This is a genomic window from Nonomuraea basaltis (genome assembly GCF_005893125.1).
In the GTDB taxonomy this organism is placed as follows: Bacteria; Actinomycetota; Actinomycetes; order Streptosporangiales; family Streptosporangiaceae; genus Nonomuraea; species Nonomuraea basaltis.
Genome location: NZ_VCJS01000146.1, coordinates 19,170 through 32,684 on the forward strand (window position 1 = coordinate 19,170; position 13,515 = coordinate 32,684).

Here is a 13,515-nt window from a genome sequence, read left to right on the forward strand (position 1 = left end):
TCCGAATCTAGAAGCTTATTCGGTTGAACTCCAGTGCGTTCTCGACGCGAAGCCCGAGGTCCTCCGGGACGGACGCCAGGGCGGGAAGCTGGTCGAGGTGGTGAACGCCAGGCGGGAGCCGGCCGTCGAGAAGGGCACGGGTCACGTGGGCGGCCACGAGACCGGTGTAGCGGCTCTGCTCGCGCCCGGCCAGCGCGTACGCAGCACGCCGGTCGCCCAGGTAGGCGTCCGCGCGCACCGCGAACCGGTCACCACCCATGTGGACCCGGGAGAGCACTGCTGTCAGCGCCCGCCGCACCTGGGCATGACGGGCGGCCCCGCTGAGCGCGAACAGGCCGGCGGTCAGCGGCGCCGAGTCCAGGCACAGCCGGGTCGTCACCACGGGCACGCCGAGAGTGCGGCGGAGGGTGTGCTGATCGGAGAAGGGGAACGGGTGAGCGGTACGCGTACCGAACCCGGGCAACTCCACCCGCAGGGGCGCGCCGTCCGGACGGGTGGCGAGCTGGCCGACCGTCCAGCGGACGGCGTCCGCGCCATGACGTTCACCCGCGCCGAGCAGCACGGTCAGGTCGATCCGGTCGGCGCCGCCGAGCGCGTCGTGGGCGCGGCGGGCCAGCAGGTTCGTCAGCCCGGGCGCCACGCCGACGCTGAGCACGGCGGTCGCCTCCGCCGTCTTCAGCCCCTCGACCTGGGCGAGCAGGCGATAGGAAGCGCCCACGTCGACCAGGTGGACACCCTGGCCGAGGCAGACGCGCGCGACGGTCGCGTCAGGGGGCTCCACGCACAGCACGACCACGCCGATCTGGTGCTGCTCCAGAACCCGCGCGAACCCGTCGGCGTCGGTGACGTCCACCCTGGCCGCGGCGCCCCCTGCCGTACCCGCGGAGCCGCCGCCATCGGTTGCCGCGATCGCCTCGGCCAGCCTGGAAGCCTTGGCCAGGTCGCGGCCCGCAGGGACGACACGACCAGGAAACCAGCCCGCCAGCGTCTTGACGACGTGGACCCCGACGGCGCCGTACCCGCCTACCACCAGAACGTTCACTAGAGCCATACTCTAAGAAAATCACTAGAGTGGCACTTTAGTCAACCCGGGATCCACTTCAGCCGATCAGCTGCCGCGCGAGCGCGTCGACGGCCCAGCGCTCCCAGTCCTCCTGGGCCCAACCGCGCTCATGCACGAGCAGGTGGTAACACTCGGGGGCGAGCGTGGCCAGCATGATGTCGGCGGCCCTGGCCGGGTTGGCGCGCAGGGCGGTCTTGGCGGCGAGCGCGCCGGCGAAGACCATGAGGACGGTGTGCCGCTGCGCGATGTTGGTCCGCCACAGCTCGGCGATCTCCGGATCCACGGCCGCCGCCGACCGCACCACCTCCAGAAGCGGCGCCACCCTGGCATGGATCCGCACCGCCCCCTTGACCAGTTGTTCGACCAGCTCCTCCGGCGGCGCGGAGAGCGCCTCGGCCACCCACGGCCGGTCGAGGGTGGCGACCGGCGCCGTGTCGCCCGCGACCTCCACGTCCAGCAACTCGGACAGGATGGCCCGCTTTGTGGCGAACGTGAAGTACAGCGTCTGCACCGCCACGCCGGCCTCGGTCGCGATGGCCTGCATGGTCGTGGCCGTGTAGCCGCGCTCCACGAACAACGACCTGGCCGCCGCCAGCATCCGCACTCGTGTGGCGGCGGCCTTCGCCGCCCGTACCCCGGTCCTCGACGTCGCCACCCGAACCTCCACCTTCCCTGTCGCCACTAAAGCATTACTCTAGTGAAGAAGGGTGGCCGGAAAAACCGTTGGCCGTATGCTGCCCCGCCTCGCTACCCTCGCACGTGTCCGAATCGGTGGAGCATGTGGGCGGTCATCCTGCCCTGGAGGGGAGTGAATTAATGCCTGGCACCGCGCCAAGTGCGCCTCGACGTGCCGCGGGCGACTTCCTGCCTCTGAAGCATCACACCTGAATTCGTGAACGCCTGACAGGCCGGACTGCCTGCTGTACCAGCACGCCCGCGTACACCCGCGAGGCTCGCTCGGCGCTCCCTTGCTGCCCTGATCGATTGTTTCCGGCAAGGAGTACCCAGGTTGTCCACCAACGGCAAACCTCGTTCCATCGTCAACACCGAGACGTTCCAGTGCGTACGCTGCGGCCTGACCGTGACGGCGACCGCACCGGACGGCACCCGCCGCAACCACTGCCCGAGCTGCCTGCACTCGCAGCACGTGCTCGACCGCGTGGAGGGCGGCCCCTCGGAGTGCCGGTCGCGGATGATCCCGATCTCGATCGCGGTCCTCCGCACCGGCGACTGGATGATCATCCATCGCTGCACCCGGTGCGGTGAGCTGACGTCCAACCCCATCTGCGGGGACGACAACCAGCTCATCCTCATGCGCATGGCGGTACGCCCGCTCGCGCAGCCGCCGTTCCCGCTCGAGGCGTTCGGCGACCTGTGACATGCCCAGAAGGAACCCGGGCCGGGAAAGGCCGCAACGGCGCAAAAAGGCACATCAGAGGGAACCCGGCGACGCGTTCCGCTGTGCCGGGTGCCGGCTGGACGTGCCCATGTCCGCGCCCGGCACCGCGCACCGCAACCACTGCCCGCACTGCCTGACCAGTCTGCACGTCGACCACCGGATCCCGGGGGACCGGCAGGCGGGCTGCAGGGGCCGGATGGCGGCGCTGAGCGTCACCGTCCGGCAGGACGGGGAGTGGCTGATCATCCATCACTGCCAGTCATGCGGCGGGCTCAGCGCCAACCGCATCGCGGGCGACGACAACGCGCTGGCGCTGCTCCGCATCGCCATCCGCCCGCTGTCCGACAGTCGCCTGCCGGTCAGCGCCCTGCTCGCCCTCTAGACCCGGCTCCTCGCCGGGGCCGCCGCGTGCGACCCCGGCGAGGAGCCGGGCTACCTGGCGACTACACCCTGGTGACGTCATGAGCGGCTACACGACCGTTCCGTACACGATCGCCTACGCCAACGAACTCGTCACCGACCCGACCCGAGCAACGGCCTGATCCCATGGCCCGTCACCAAGACCGTGTTCGAGGGGGAGCCCAAGCGCTCGGCGACGGCTCGCGAGGAGGCACAAGGTGAGCCGCCGTCCAGCCCCACCCGCGTCAGCTCAGCCGCGCCCAGCGCGGCCATACAACGCGAAGAAGCCCTCCGCTTCTGGTCTGAAGACCAGAAGCGGAGGGCTTTCGCATCACCCGGGGAGGGTGGATGTCCAGTCACATCAGGCGGGCGTTTTCCTGGGTGGCCCAAATCTTGTCGTCGGGCGTGTCGCCCCCCGTGATTCTCACGCTGTCGATGCTCCAGTAGTCCGTGCCCGCGTCAGCGACAGCCGGTGACGCGGCGACACCGCCGATAACGAAAGCGGCCAGCAGACCAACGGCAATACGGCGCATACGTCCCCCAACGAATCCCGATTCTGATCAGTTCGGTACACGTCGAGCCTGGCAGACGCCCTGGTCGCGCGACGAGCGGGAATCCTGCCGTTGTTCGCCGCTTTCCTGCCATGGTCCCTGACAGCACGAACAGGAGCCGGGCCACCCGCAGGCGACCCGCCCTATACGCCTGGGAGCCGGTTGGCGGACCGCTCCATGCGGTCCTGGACGACTGGATCCTGTTGGCCGAGCCACTCGCAGAGGAACCGGATGGACTCGTTGTAGATCTCGATCGTCCGGGTGGCCTTGTTCGCCGCCCGGAGATCGCGGGAGGACGACTTCGCCAGGTCCTCAAGGCGCTCCGCAAACACGGTCCATGGTCATCTGGCGACTTTGCGCCACGCTACCCCGTATCGCCAGCCTAGCTTGACTCATTTTCCCTTGTTACAGCCCTAGCTCTACTGGGCTGGACCCGCATCGGCTCCCCCGGCATCTTCGGGTAGTTGGGCGGGTAGGGCATGTCGCCGCGCCCGTCCTCGGCGTAGAGCTCCAGCAGCGGCTCGATGGAGCAGGCCCGGTCGTCGATGGCCGCGTGGACGTCGCCCACCTTGGCGAAGCGGGCGGGCACCGTGCGGATGTCGAAGTCGCGCGGCTCGGCGTCGGCCAGCTCGTCCCAGGTCAGCGGCGTCGAGACGGGCGCGTACGGCTTGGCCCTGACGGAGTAGGCACTGGCTACCGTGCGGTCGCGGGCGTTCTGGTTGAAGTCGATGAAGACCCGGTCCCCGCGCTCCTCCTTCCACCACGCCGTCGTCACCAGGCTCGGGTCGCGGTCTTCGACGGCCCTGGCCAGGGCGATGCCGGCGTGGCGCACCTGGATGAAGTCCCAGCGGGGCTCGATGCGCACGGCGATGTGGATGCCGCGGTTGCCTGACGTCTTCACGAACCCGGCCATCCCCAGCTCGCCCAGCACGTCCCTGGTGAGCAGCGCGGCCTTGCGGGCGGCGTCGAACTCCAGGCCGGGCTGCGGGTCCAGGTCGATGCGCAGCTCGTCGGGGTGCTCGACGTCGGCGGCCCGCACCTGCCAGGGGTGGAAGTCGATGGTGCCCAGGTTGGCGCAGTAGGCGATGGCGGCCACCTCGGTGACCCGCAGGGATTGCGCCGTGCGGCCGCTCGGGAAGGTGACGGTGACGGACTGGAGCCAGTCGGGATGCTTCGGCGGCATCCGCTTCTGGTAGATCGCCTCGGTCTGCACGCCGTCGGGGTGGCGCTTGATGTTGGTCGGCCGGTCTTTGAGCGCCCGCAGCGCGCCCTCGCCGACGCTCACGTAATATTCGACCAGCTCTCGCTTGGTGGCGCCGATCTCCGGAAAGTACACCTTGTCGGGGTTGGTGACCTTGACGGTCCGCTCCCCCACCTCGAGCTCTATGAACGGCGATGCCATGCCACCGAACCTACTACCCGCCTCCGACAAGTCGAGGCGGGCCCGCCCCGGAGCCTCCTCGGTGGCGGGACCGAGGGCTCGACGGGGCGGGCCAACAGATCGTCCGCCGCCGTTCCGGGCGCTGGCGCGCCACCCGGCCGGCCGTGGCGATCCCCGGCGGCGCCAGCACGGGCGTGGGCTGTGCCGCTCTGTGGGATCTGCGGACGATCTCACCCCTTGCCAGGAGGCGATCACACCCCCTTGCCTACAAAGACGCGAATTCACCCCAGAACGGATGCTTCACCCTGCGGAGATCTCTTTTTGCCAGATCTCGTACTCTTGAACCATGGAAAAGGTCGTCAAGAGCGACGCCGAGTGGCGGATCCAGCTCTCCCCTGAGGAGTTCCACGTCCTCCGGGAGGCCGGGACCGAGCGCCCGTTCACGGGGGAGTACGTCGACACCAAGACCGAGGGCGTCTACTCGTGCCGCGCCTGCGGGGCCGAGCTGTTCCGGTCGGACACGAAGTTCGAGTCGCACTGCGGCTGGCCGAGCTTCTTCGAGCCCGCGGACTCCGACGCGGTGAGGCTGATCAAGGACCAAAGTCACGGGATGATGCGGACCGAGGTGCGGTGCGCCAAGTGCGATTCCCATCTGGGGCACGTGTTCCACGGAGAGGGCTATCCGACCCCGACCGACGATCGCTACTGCATCAACTCGGTCTCGCTACGGCTCGAACCCAAGGCGTGATCGGCCCGCGACAGCGCGTACCAACCACCTGCCACGGGTAAACAATCTCCTGTGGTACACATCCATCTCCGCCACCGCTGGGTGACGATCGAGGCCATCGGTCGCGTCGTGACCCAGCGGTGCGACGTGTGCGCGAAGACCCGCGTACGGGTGCGCTGAGCCTCAGCCCGGCGCCGGGTGGGTGACGCTGCAACTCCTGTCGGAGGGGCCGAGGATGTTGGCGAGCACCGGATTCCCGTTCTCCCCGAACCTGGCCTGCACGAACACCACCGGTTTGGCCACCCCGGCGGCTCTCAGGTATTCGAGACCTCGCTTGCACAACGTGATCGCATGGGTGGAATTGTACGCAGAACCCGGTAAATCCGTATAAATGCGCAAATAGCCGCCGACCGTGCGGATGTCTTTGACATGTTTCAGCGCCTTGTCGCGCGGACCCCAGTGCGTACGGAAATACTCCGCCGCTCGCCGATCGGTGTGCGACGAGGGCCCGTCGGCCCGGTAGCCGTCGGTGTCGTCCATCCCGGGCACCGCCAGCACCGCGTCATCCTCCTGCGGCGCGGACCCCTCCACCATGTCGCCGGATTCGGCGGTCGCGGTCTCCTTGGGCGCCGCAGTCTCCCCGGTCTTCTGGGGCACGGCCTGCTGGACCTCGCGCGCCTTCACCTCCGCGCTCGCCCTGGGACCGGCGGTCCCGGCCCGGCCGGGCAGCGCGGAGGCCCGGCTCTCCCGCTCCGCGCCGGCCTGCGACCCGGCCGCCTGCGGCCGCTCCGACGACTCGGCCGGCGCACCGCTGAAGGTCCCGTTGGCGCCGAGCAGCCCGGCCACCCCGCCGGCCAGCGCCAGCGTCCCCAGCACCAGTCCTGGCCTCCTGGCACGGCGGCGGCCCCGCCCATGCCGCGAGCGGCCCGCCACGTGACGACCGCCCGGGCGCCGCCTGCGGCCCGGCCTTTCGGATGTCTCCACCCTGCCCTCCTTGCCCTCGTGGAACGTGCCACGGCGGTCTCAGAAGTCGGCATGAGATTGCCCTAACACAGCGCTGCCACGTCCACGAACAAGGGATTTACCTGATTGTGACAAAGGGGATAGATCAATTCAGTCGGACCGCCAACTTGGGTCTTGCTCTTTCTTGATCCGCTCAACCAGACTGCGAAGGTGTCCCGGGACGAGATCCTGAAATGTCGAGATTTACGCAAGACGTTCGGCGACCTCGTAGCGGTCGACAACGTCACCTTCACCATCGAGGCCGGTGAAACCTACGGCCTCCTCGGGCCCAACGGCGCGGGAAAGACCACCACGATCTCGATGATCGCCGGAATCCTCGAACGCGACAGCGGCGAGGTGCTCATCTCCGGCCGCCCCCTGAGCACGCCGAGCAAGCGGCAGATCGGGTACGTCCCCCAGGACCTGGCCCTCTACCCGGACCTCAGCGCCCGCGAGAACCTGCGCTTCTTCGCCAGGCTGTACGGCCTGCGCCGCGCCGAGGCCCGCCCGCGCATCGACGAAGTCCTGGGGGTCGTCGGCCTGACCGACCGGGCCGACGACGCCGTCAAGGAGTATTCGGGCGGCATGAAACGCCGGCTGAACATTGGCGTGGGCCTCCTGCATCGCCCGCCCCTGCTGATCCTCGACGAGCCCACCGCCGGCGTCGACCCGCAGAGCCGCAACGCCATCCTGGAGAGCGTCGCCGCGCTGGCCGGCGCGGGCGTCGCCGTCCTCTACACCACGCACTACATGGAGGAGGCAGAGCGCCTCTGCGACCGCATCGGCATCATCGACTTGGGCAAGATCAGGGCCGAAGGCACCCGCAGGGAGCTGGTCGGCCTGGTGGGCGAGCTGGACCGCATCTCGCTGACGGCCGAGGGCGCGCAGGCCGTGCCCGCTCTGGAGGCGCTGCCCGAGGTACGCAAGGCGAGCGGCCACGACGGCCACGTCGAGGTGATGGTCGAGGACGCAAGGAAGTCACTGCCCAGGGTGCTGGCGGCGGCCACCGACGCCGGCGTGGTCGTCCGCGCGGTCGAGGTGCACGAGCCGAACCTCGAGTCGGTGTTCCTGCACCTGACCGGCAAAGCGCTGCGGGACTGACATGCGGACGATGCTCCTCATCATGGGCAAGGACCTGCGGCAGCGGGTCAGGGACCGGTCGCTGTTCCTGCTGGCGATCGTGGTGCCGTTCGGCCTGGCCACCATCTTCAGCCTGGTCTTCAGAGGGGTCGACGCCCAGGACACGGCCACGTTCGCGGTGGCCGACCACGACCGGGGCCAGATCGCGACCGCGTTCATCGAGCAGGTGCTGCGCCCGCTGGAGCGGAACGGCGTCATCCGGCTCAGGACGGCCGCCACCGAGCAGGAGGTGCGGGCCGTGATCGAGCGCGGCGACGCCGACGCCGCGTACGTCATCCCCGCCGGATTCAGCCGGGCCGTGCTGAGCGGGCAGGGCACCACGATCCACGTGATCGGGAACGTGGACGCGCAGATCGGCTCGTTCGTGGCCCGCTCGGTCGCCGAGTCGTTCGCCGCCGAGATCCGCTACGTCCAGGTGGCGCTGGCGGCCAAGGGCGGCGGCACACCCGAGGAGGCCGCCCGCGTGCCCGCGCCGGTCACCGTCGAGGACCTCGGCGCGGAGCGGCGGCAGCTGTCGCTGGCGGAGGGGTTCGCCGCCGGGATGGCGGTGTTCTTCCTGTTCTTCACCGTGCAGTTCGGCTTCAGCTCGATCCTGGACGAGCGCCGCGACGGCACCCTTTCCAGGTTGCTGGCCGCGCCGGTCCCCCGCGTGGCGATCGCCCTGGCCAAGCTGCTGAGCGGGATCGTGGTCGGCTTCGTCGCCATGGCCGTGCTCGTCGCCGCCGCCGCGCTGCTGCTCGGCGCGCAGTGGGGGCACCCCGTCGGGGTGTCGCTGCTCATCGTGGCGGGCGTGCTGGCGGCCACCGGAGTCATGGCCCTGGTCGCGACCGTGGCCACCACCGCCGAGCAGGCCGGGAACATCCAGGCGGTGGTCGCGGTGCTGCTCGGCCTGCTCGGCGGCGTGTTCATCCCGATCCAGCAGATGGGCGGCGCGTTCGCGGTGCTGAGCCTGGTCACCCCGCACCGCTGGTTCCTGCAGGGCCTGTCCGACCTGCACGGCGGGAACGCGCCCGTCCTGGCGCCGGCGCCGACGCTAGCGCTGCTGGGCTTCGCCGCCGTGACGACCGGGATCGCCCTGCTGCGGTCGGGAAGGATGCTCCGACCATGACGATCACGGCCATCGCCTGGATCAACCTGGTCAGGCTCTTCCGCGACCGGACCAACATCTTTTTCGTGATCATCTTCCCGATCGTGCTGATCACGGTGTTCGGGCTGTCGTTCGGCTCGGGCTTCAGCCCTCGGCTCGGGGTCACCGGCGGGGACGGGCCGCAGGCCGCCAAGCTCGTGGCGGCGCTGGAGAGATCCGGGCAGATGCGGGTGGAGCGGGTCGGCAGCGAGGCCGAGGCCCGCGAGGGCGTCGAACGCGGCCGGCTGGCCGCCGCGCTGCTCATCCCCGCTGGCTACGACCGTGCCCTGACGAGCTTCACCCCGGTCACGGTGCCCTACGTGAGCCGGAACGAGCCCAACGCGCTGCAGCTCGGCGCCGCGGTCAGATCCGTGGTCTCCCAGGTGACGATGCCCGCACGGGCCGCCGCCTACGTGCGCGACGGGTCATTCGGCGATCTCGTGGCCAGGGCCGAGGCCGCCAGCGTGCCCGGCATCACGGTGGCGTCCAGCACGACCGGCACCGCGGCCATCCCCCGGAGCGTGTCCAGCTTCGACATCGCCGCGACCTCGCAGCTGCTGCTGTTCATATTTCTCACCTCGATGACCGGAGCCGCCGCGCTGATCGAGACCAGGCGGCTCGGGGTGTCGCGCCGGATGTACGCCACGCCGGCGTCGAGCGGCCGAATCCTGCTCGGCGAGGCGGCCGGCCGGGTGGGCGTGGCGCTGCTGCAGGGCCTGATCATCATGGTCGGATCAGGGCTGCTGTTCGGGGTGCGCTGGGGCGACCCGCTCGGCGCCGCCGCGCTGCTGCTGGCGTTCTCCCTGGTGGGCGGCGGGGCGGCGATGCTGGTCGGCGCGGCGATGCGTACCGAGCAGCAGGCGGTCTCGGTCGGCCTGCTGCTTGGCCTCGGCCTGGCCGCGATCGGCGGGACGATGGCACCGCTCGACATGTTCTCCGACACGATGCGCCAGATCGCGCACGTCACGCCGCATGCCTGGGCCCTGGACGGCTTCGCCGAGCTGCTGCGCAGGGACGGCACGATCGCCGACATCCTGCCGCAGCTCGGCGTGCTGGCCGGCTACGCGGCGGTGTTCTTCGCGCTCGGCTCGTGGCGGCTGCGCGCCGCCCTCACCCGCTAAGGGGCCGCTTTACGGCAGGGCGGCGACGATCTCGCGGACCGGCTTGCGAGCACCGGTGTAGAACGGGATCTCGATACGGGTGTGGCGGCGGGCCTGCGCGCCCCGCAGCGTGCGCATCAGGTCGACGATCCGGTGCAGCTCGTCGGCCTCGAACGCGAGCATCCACTCGTAGTCGTTGAGCGAGAAGCAGGCAACGGTGTTGGCCCGCACGTCGGGGTAGTCGCGCGCCATCCTGCCGTGCTCGGCGAGCATCGCCCGCCGCTCGGAGTCCTCCAGCAGATACCACTCGTAGGAGCGCACGAACGGGTAGACGCTCACGTAGGCCCGCGGCTCCTCCTCGGCCAGGAAGGCCGGGACGTGCGACTTGTTGAACTCGGCCGGCCGGTGCAGCGCCATCGCCGACCAGACGGGCCTGCTGTGCCTGCCCAACGCGGTGCGCCGGAACCTGGCGTAGACGTCCTGCAGGTCCTCAGGGGTCGGCGCGTGCCACCAGAACATGTAGTCGGCGTCGGCCCGCAGCCCGGCCACGTCGTAGACCCCCCTGGTCACGACGTCCTTGCCGGCGGCCTGCTCGAGCAGCTCCTCGACCTCGCCCGCCAGGCCATCGCGGTCGACGGGACACGGCTCGGTCGCCTGGAAGACCGACCACATGGTGTAACGGATCACCTGGTTGAGATCGCGGGCCTTGGGCCGCGGGGCTCCCTCTGTCATGGTGCCTATTCTCCTCGTTGAGACAGGTGGTCCAGAATCCGGCCGGCGGCCGTGCGGGCGATGCCGATGCAGGCCGGGATGCCGAGCCCGTCGTAGGCGGCGCCGCACACGGCCAGCCCCGGCTGTACGGCCACCGCCGCGCGCACCCTGGCCACCCGGTCCAGGTGGCCCACGTTGTATTGGGGCAGCCCGCCGCCCCAGCGCGTGACCCGGCTGTCGACCGGCAGCCCGCGCGCGCCCATGACGTCGCCCATCTCGGCCATGGCCAGCGATACCAGCTCGGCGTCGTCGCGATGGAGCAGGTGCTCCTCGCCGATCCTGCCGATCGAGCAGCGCAGGATCACCAGGTCCTTGGCCAGGTGGGGCCACTTCACCGAGCTGAACGTGACCGCCTTGACCGGCCGCCGCTCGACAGGCGGCACCAGGTAGCCGCTGGTGGCGGGCGGCTCGGGGAAGGCGGAGAGCGGGTAGGCGAGCGTGACGACGGCCATGCTGGCGTACTCGATCCTGGCCAGCTCGTCAGCCGCCTTGGGCGCCTCGGCCATGAGCAGCCTGGCGGCGGCATGGCCGGGCGTGGCCACGATCACCGCGTCGGCCTCGACGATCTCGGGCCTGGGCACCGGCCCGGTCACCAGCCGCCAGCCCTGCTCGGTCCGGTGCAGCTCGCGTACGGTGACGCCGGTCCTGATGTCGGCGCCCGACGCCTTGGCGACCGCCTCGGGGAGGGCGCCCATGCCGTTCCGCAACGTCGTGAAGACCGGCCCGGCGTCCTTGGGCGTCTCTTCGACGAGGTGCCTGGCCGCGGCCAGCAGCGAGCGCTCGGCGCGGGCGACGGCCGCGACCCGCGGCATCGTCGCCTCCAGCGACAGCATGTCGGAACGGCCCGCGTAGACGCCGCCGAGCAGCGGCTCGACCAGCCGTTCCACGACCTCGCCGCCCATCCGGGCGCGGATGTAGGCCGCCACGGACACGTCGGTGCGCACCAGCGTCGCCGGCAGGATCTGGTCGAGCGGCACGCGCAGCAGGCCGCCCGGCGAGATGATGCCCGATTTGGCCAGCTCAGTCAGGTCGGCGGGCACGCCCATGACCTGCCCCTTCGGCATTGCCCGCAGTGCGCCCCTGGTGTAGATGGAGGAGCGGTTGGCGCCCGGGAACACCAGATCGTCGCCCAGCCCGACCGCCCTGGCCAGCTCCGCGCCCTCGGGCCGCCTGGCCAGCATGGCCTCCGCGCCGGCGTCGACGCTCACCCCCGCGACCTCCGAGGCGTGCAGCTTGCCGCCGATGCGCGGGCCCGCCTCCAGCACGGTCACCTTGACCCGCTCGCCCGCGCCCTGCCGGATGTACCACGCGGCGGCGAGACCGGAGATCCCCCCGCCGATGACGACCACGTGCGCCCGATTCCCTTCCACGTCTCCTGACGCTACCGCCTCATCGGCTCGGCCAGCCGCTCGGGGCCGCGAGGGAGTGCCGCCGTCTGGAGGAGCGGCGGGAGCGGAGCGACCAGAGCGGGGGAAGACGGCGGCATATGGCGACCGAGCCGCCGAACGAAGTGAGGCCATGGACACTACGAGGGAGTGCCGCCGAACGGAGTGAGGCCATCAAACACAGTGACCGTACCGTGATTCATGACATCAAACCGGGGTGATCCGCAGGCCGTCTTAAGGACATGAGGAGAATCCGGTACGGCATCGCGCTCTCGGCCGCCTGCGCGACCCTGCTCCTGACGGGCTGCGGCGGGTCCGGGAGCTATGCGAAGAGCGGCGCCGCGCCCGCCGCGATGTCGCAGGCGGAGTCCGCCCCCGCCGAGGCCCAGATCCGCCAGAAGCAACCTCAGCAGCGGAAGCCGGGCGACGCGGACGGGATCGTCTCGAACGTCAAGGTGACCCAGCAGGAGCGGCAGGTCATCTACACGGGCAGCATGACCGTACGGGTCAAGCAGGTCGCCGCCGCCGTCGAGCAGGCCAAGCAGATGGTGACCGCGGCCGGTGGCTACCTGTCCAAAGAGGAGAGCAGCTCGGCCAGCGACAGCCGGGCCTCGGCCACCCTGGAGTTCAAGATCCCGCCGGACAAGTACGGCGGGATGCTGGGCCGGCTGGGCAAGGAGCTGGGCACGCAGATCTCCATGAAGCAGGCCACCGAGGACGTCACGCTGCAGGTGGCCGACGTCGAGAGCCGGCTGAAGTCGGCGCAGCAGTCGCTCGAGTCGCTGCGCTCGCTGCTGAAGCGGGCTGACACGATCGGCCAGGTGCTGGATGTGGAGCGGGAGATCTCCGCTCGCGAGGCGGACCTGGAGTCGCTGCAGGCGCAGCAGAAGGAGCTGGCCACTCAGGTCTCCATGGCCACGCTGACGCTCCGGCTGCTCGGTCCCGTCGCCGTCGCGGAGGAGCCGGAGGAGGAGTCGGCCGGGTTCCTCGGCGGGCTCAAGGCCGGGTGGCGGGGGCTGGTCTCGTTCACGATGGGGCTGCTCACGGTGCTCGGCGCGGTGCTGCCGTGGCTGATCGCGTCGCTGCCCCTGCTGGCGCTGGTGATCTACCTGGTACGGCGCGACCGCACAAGGAAACCCCGGATCACCACGCGGCCGCCGGCCCCGCGCCCCGGCGACCCGGGCCCGGAAGCCGCCTGACCCGCCGCCGCACGCCCGGGCCACCGTCACCACCGGACGTCCGACCGCCATCACCACCGGACGCACGACCGCCGCCGCCAGACGCCCCGCCACCGTCTCAGGGACCCGGTGGTACGCGCCCTGGCGTCATGAGCCCTGGTGTCAGGGTCTCGGTGTCAGGCCTCGGGGGCGGTCTCGTGGACGAGGTCGGTCAGGCGCTTGAGCTGGTCGGGATCGGTCGAGGGCAGCACGCCGTGCCCCAGGTTGAACACGTGGCCCTCGGCCGCCCGCCC

At 70.4% G+C, this 13,515-nt stretch carries 16 protein-coding genes; 7 read left to right on the forward strand and 9 right to left on the reverse strand.

Going from position 1 to position 13,515, the window contains the following annotated elements; all coding sequences use genetic code 11:
- Positions 1 to 7: 7 nt before the first annotated feature.
- Together EJK15_RS45705 and EJK15_RS45710 are read right to left on the reverse strand one after the other, a co-directional pair.
- Positions 8 to 1,042 (reverse strand): saccharopine dehydrogenase NADP-binding domain-containing protein, encoded by a 1,035-nt coding sequence (locus EJK15_RS45705; RefSeq protein ID WP_206061508.1) that lies wholly within the window; start codon positions 1,040 to 1,042, stop codon positions 8 to 10.
- 58 nt (positions 1,043 to 1,100) lie between these two features.
- Complete coding sequence (locus EJK15_RS45710; RefSeq protein ID WP_240777637.1) at positions 1,101 to 1,718, reverse strand: TetR/AcrR family transcriptional regulator; 618 nt, start codon at positions 1,716 to 1,718, stop codon at positions 1,101 to 1,103.
- Between the two features lie 354 nt (positions 1,719 to 2,072).
- Between EJK15_RS45710 and EJK15_RS45715 the strand changes: the two genes are divergently transcribed.
- A complete protein-coding gene (locus EJK15_RS45715) occupies positions 2,073 to 2,441 on the forward strand; it encodes an RNHCP domain-containing protein (RefSeq protein WP_138716723.1) in 369 nt (122 codons plus the stop codon).
- A 1-nt stretch (position 2,442) separates the two neighbouring features.
- Complete coding sequence (locus tag EJK15_RS45720) at positions 2,443 to 2,844, forward strand: RNHCP domain-containing protein (protein WP_138716724.1); 402 nt, start codon at positions 2,443 to 2,445, stop codon at positions 2,842 to 2,844.
- A 373-nt stretch (positions 2,845 to 3,217) separates the two neighbouring features.
- Here the strand turns inward: EJK15_RS45720 and EJK15_RS71450 are convergent, their stop codons facing one another.
- The 3 genes from EJK15_RS71450 to ligD all read right to left on the reverse strand — a co-directional run bounded on the left by EJK15_RS71450 (position 3,218) and on the right by ligD (position 4,814).
- Positions 3,218 to 3,394, reverse strand: coding sequence for a hypothetical protein (locus EJK15_RS71450; protein WP_171074913.1), 177 nt, complete (start codon positions 3,392 to 3,394; stop codon positions 3,218 to 3,220).
- Between the two features lie 161 nt (positions 3,395 to 3,555).
- The gene (locus EJK15_RS45725) at positions 3,556 to 3,744 is read right to left on the reverse strand and encodes a hypothetical protein (protein WP_138716725.1); all 189 of its coding nucleotides are present in this window, start codon (positions 3,742 to 3,744) and stop codon (positions 3,556 to 3,558) included.
- A gap of 50 nt (positions 3,745 to 3,794) precedes the next feature.
- Positions 3,795 to 4,814, reverse strand: a complete 1,020-nt coding sequence (ligD, locus tag EJK15_RS45730) for a non-homologous end-joining DNA ligase (protein WP_138716726.1) — start codon at positions 4,812 to 4,814, stop codon at positions 3,795 to 3,797.
- A gap of 325 nt (positions 4,815 to 5,139) precedes the next feature.
- Between ligD and msrB the strand changes: the two genes are divergently transcribed.
- On the forward strand, positions 5,140 to 5,541 hold the full coding sequence (msrB, locus tag EJK15_RS45735) for a peptide-methionine (R)-S-oxide reductase MsrB (RefSeq protein ID WP_138716727.1): 402 nt from the start codon (positions 5,140 to 5,142) through the stop codon (positions 5,539 to 5,541).
- 162 nt (positions 5,542 to 5,703) lie between these two features.
- Here the strand turns inward: msrB and EJK15_RS45740 are convergent, their stop codons facing one another.
- Complete coding sequence (locus tag EJK15_RS45740) at positions 5,704 to 6,504, reverse strand: hypothetical protein (protein ID WP_138716728.1); 801 nt, start codon at positions 6,502 to 6,504, stop codon at positions 5,704 to 5,706.
- A gap of 189 nt (positions 6,505 to 6,693) precedes the next feature.
- On the opposite strand from EJK15_RS45740, the gene EJK15_RS45745 reads away from it, so the two are divergent.
- From EJK15_RS45745 to EJK15_RS45755, 3 genes are read left to right on the forward strand one after another with little or no spacing between them, the layout of a single operon-like run.
- Positions 6,694 to 7,623, forward strand: coding sequence for an ABC transporter ATP-binding protein (locus EJK15_RS45745; RefSeq protein ID WP_138716729.1), 930 nt, complete (start codon positions 6,694 to 6,696; stop codon positions 7,621 to 7,623).
- 10 nt (positions 7,624 to 7,633) lie between these two features.
- On the forward strand, positions 7,634 to 8,770 hold the full coding sequence (locus EJK15_RS45750) for an ABC transporter permease (RefSeq protein ID WP_171074914.1): 1,137 nt from the start codon (positions 7,634 to 7,636) through the stop codon (positions 8,768 to 8,770).
- A complete protein-coding gene (locus EJK15_RS45755) occupies positions 8,767 to 9,909 on the forward strand; it encodes an ABC transporter permease (RefSeq protein ID WP_138716731.1) in 1,143 nt (380 codons plus the stop codon). The genes EJK15_RS45750 and EJK15_RS45755 overlap by 4 nt, the downstream gene beginning before the upstream one ends.
- Before the next feature lie 9 nt (positions 9,910 to 9,918).
- Here EJK15_RS45755 and hemQ read toward each other — a convergent pair whose 3' ends face one another.
- Both hemQ and hemG read right to left on the reverse strand, forming a co-directional pair.
- Positions 9,919 to 10,620, reverse strand: a complete 702-nt coding sequence (gene hemQ, locus EJK15_RS45760; protein ID WP_138716732.1) for a hydrogen peroxide-dependent heme synthase — start codon at positions 10,618 to 10,620, stop codon at positions 9,919 to 9,921.
- 5 nt (positions 10,621 to 10,625) lie between these two features.
- Complete coding sequence (gene hemG / locus EJK15_RS45765) at positions 10,626 to 12,029, reverse strand: protoporphyrinogen oxidase (protein WP_240777638.1); 1,404 nt, start codon at positions 12,027 to 12,029, stop codon at positions 10,626 to 10,628.
- Positions 12,030 to 12,286: 257 nt separating this feature from the next.
- Here hemG and EJK15_RS45770 point away from each other — a divergent pair, with 257 nt between their 5' ends.
- Positions 12,287 to 13,243, forward strand: a complete 957-nt coding sequence (locus EJK15_RS45770; protein WP_138716734.1) for a DUF4349 domain-containing protein — start codon at positions 12,287 to 12,289, stop codon at positions 13,241 to 13,243.
- 155 nt (positions 13,244 to 13,398) lie between these two features.
- Here EJK15_RS45770 and EJK15_RS45780 read toward each other — a convergent pair.
- On the reverse strand, positions 13,399 to 13,515 hold a 117-nt coding region (locus tag EJK15_RS45780), incomplete at its 5' end, for a uroporphyrinogen decarboxylase family protein (RefSeq protein ID WP_276615498.1).

Excerpts from the sequence above, each read along its gene's own strand:
- msrB (WP_138716727.1), top strand. The coding sequence starts at position 5,140 with ATGGAAAAGGTCGTCAAGAGCGACGCCGAGTGGCGGATCCAGCTCTCC.
- EJK15_RS45770 (WP_138716734.1), top strand. The coding sequence starts at position 12,287 with ATGAGGAGAATCCGGTACGGCATCGCGCTCTCGGCCGCCTGCGCGACC.
- EJK15_RS45755 (WP_138716731.1), top strand. The coding sequence starts at position 8,767 with ATGACGATCACGGCCATCGCCTGGATCAACCTGGTCAGGCTCTTCCGC.
- ligD (WP_138716726.1), bottom strand. The coding sequence starts at position 4,814 with ATGGCATCGCCGTTCATAGAGCTCGAGGTGGGGGAGCGGACCGTCAAG.
- EJK15_RS71450 (WP_171074913.1), bottom strand. The coding sequence starts at position 3,394 with ATGCGCCGTATTGCCGTTGGTCTGCTGGCCGCTTTCGTTATCGGCGGT.
- EJK15_RS45750 (WP_171074914.1), top strand. The coding sequence starts at position 7,634 with ATGCTCCTCATCATGGGCAAGGACCTGCGGCAGCGGGTCAGGGACCGG.
- EJK15_RS45720 (WP_138716724.1), top strand. The coding sequence starts at position 2,443 with ATGCCCAGAAGGAACCCGGGCCGGGAAAGGCCGCAACGGCGCAAAAAG.
- hemQ (WP_138716732.1), bottom strand. The coding sequence starts at position 10,620 with ATGACAGAGGGAGCCCCGCGGCCCAAGGCCCGCGATCTCAACCAGGTG.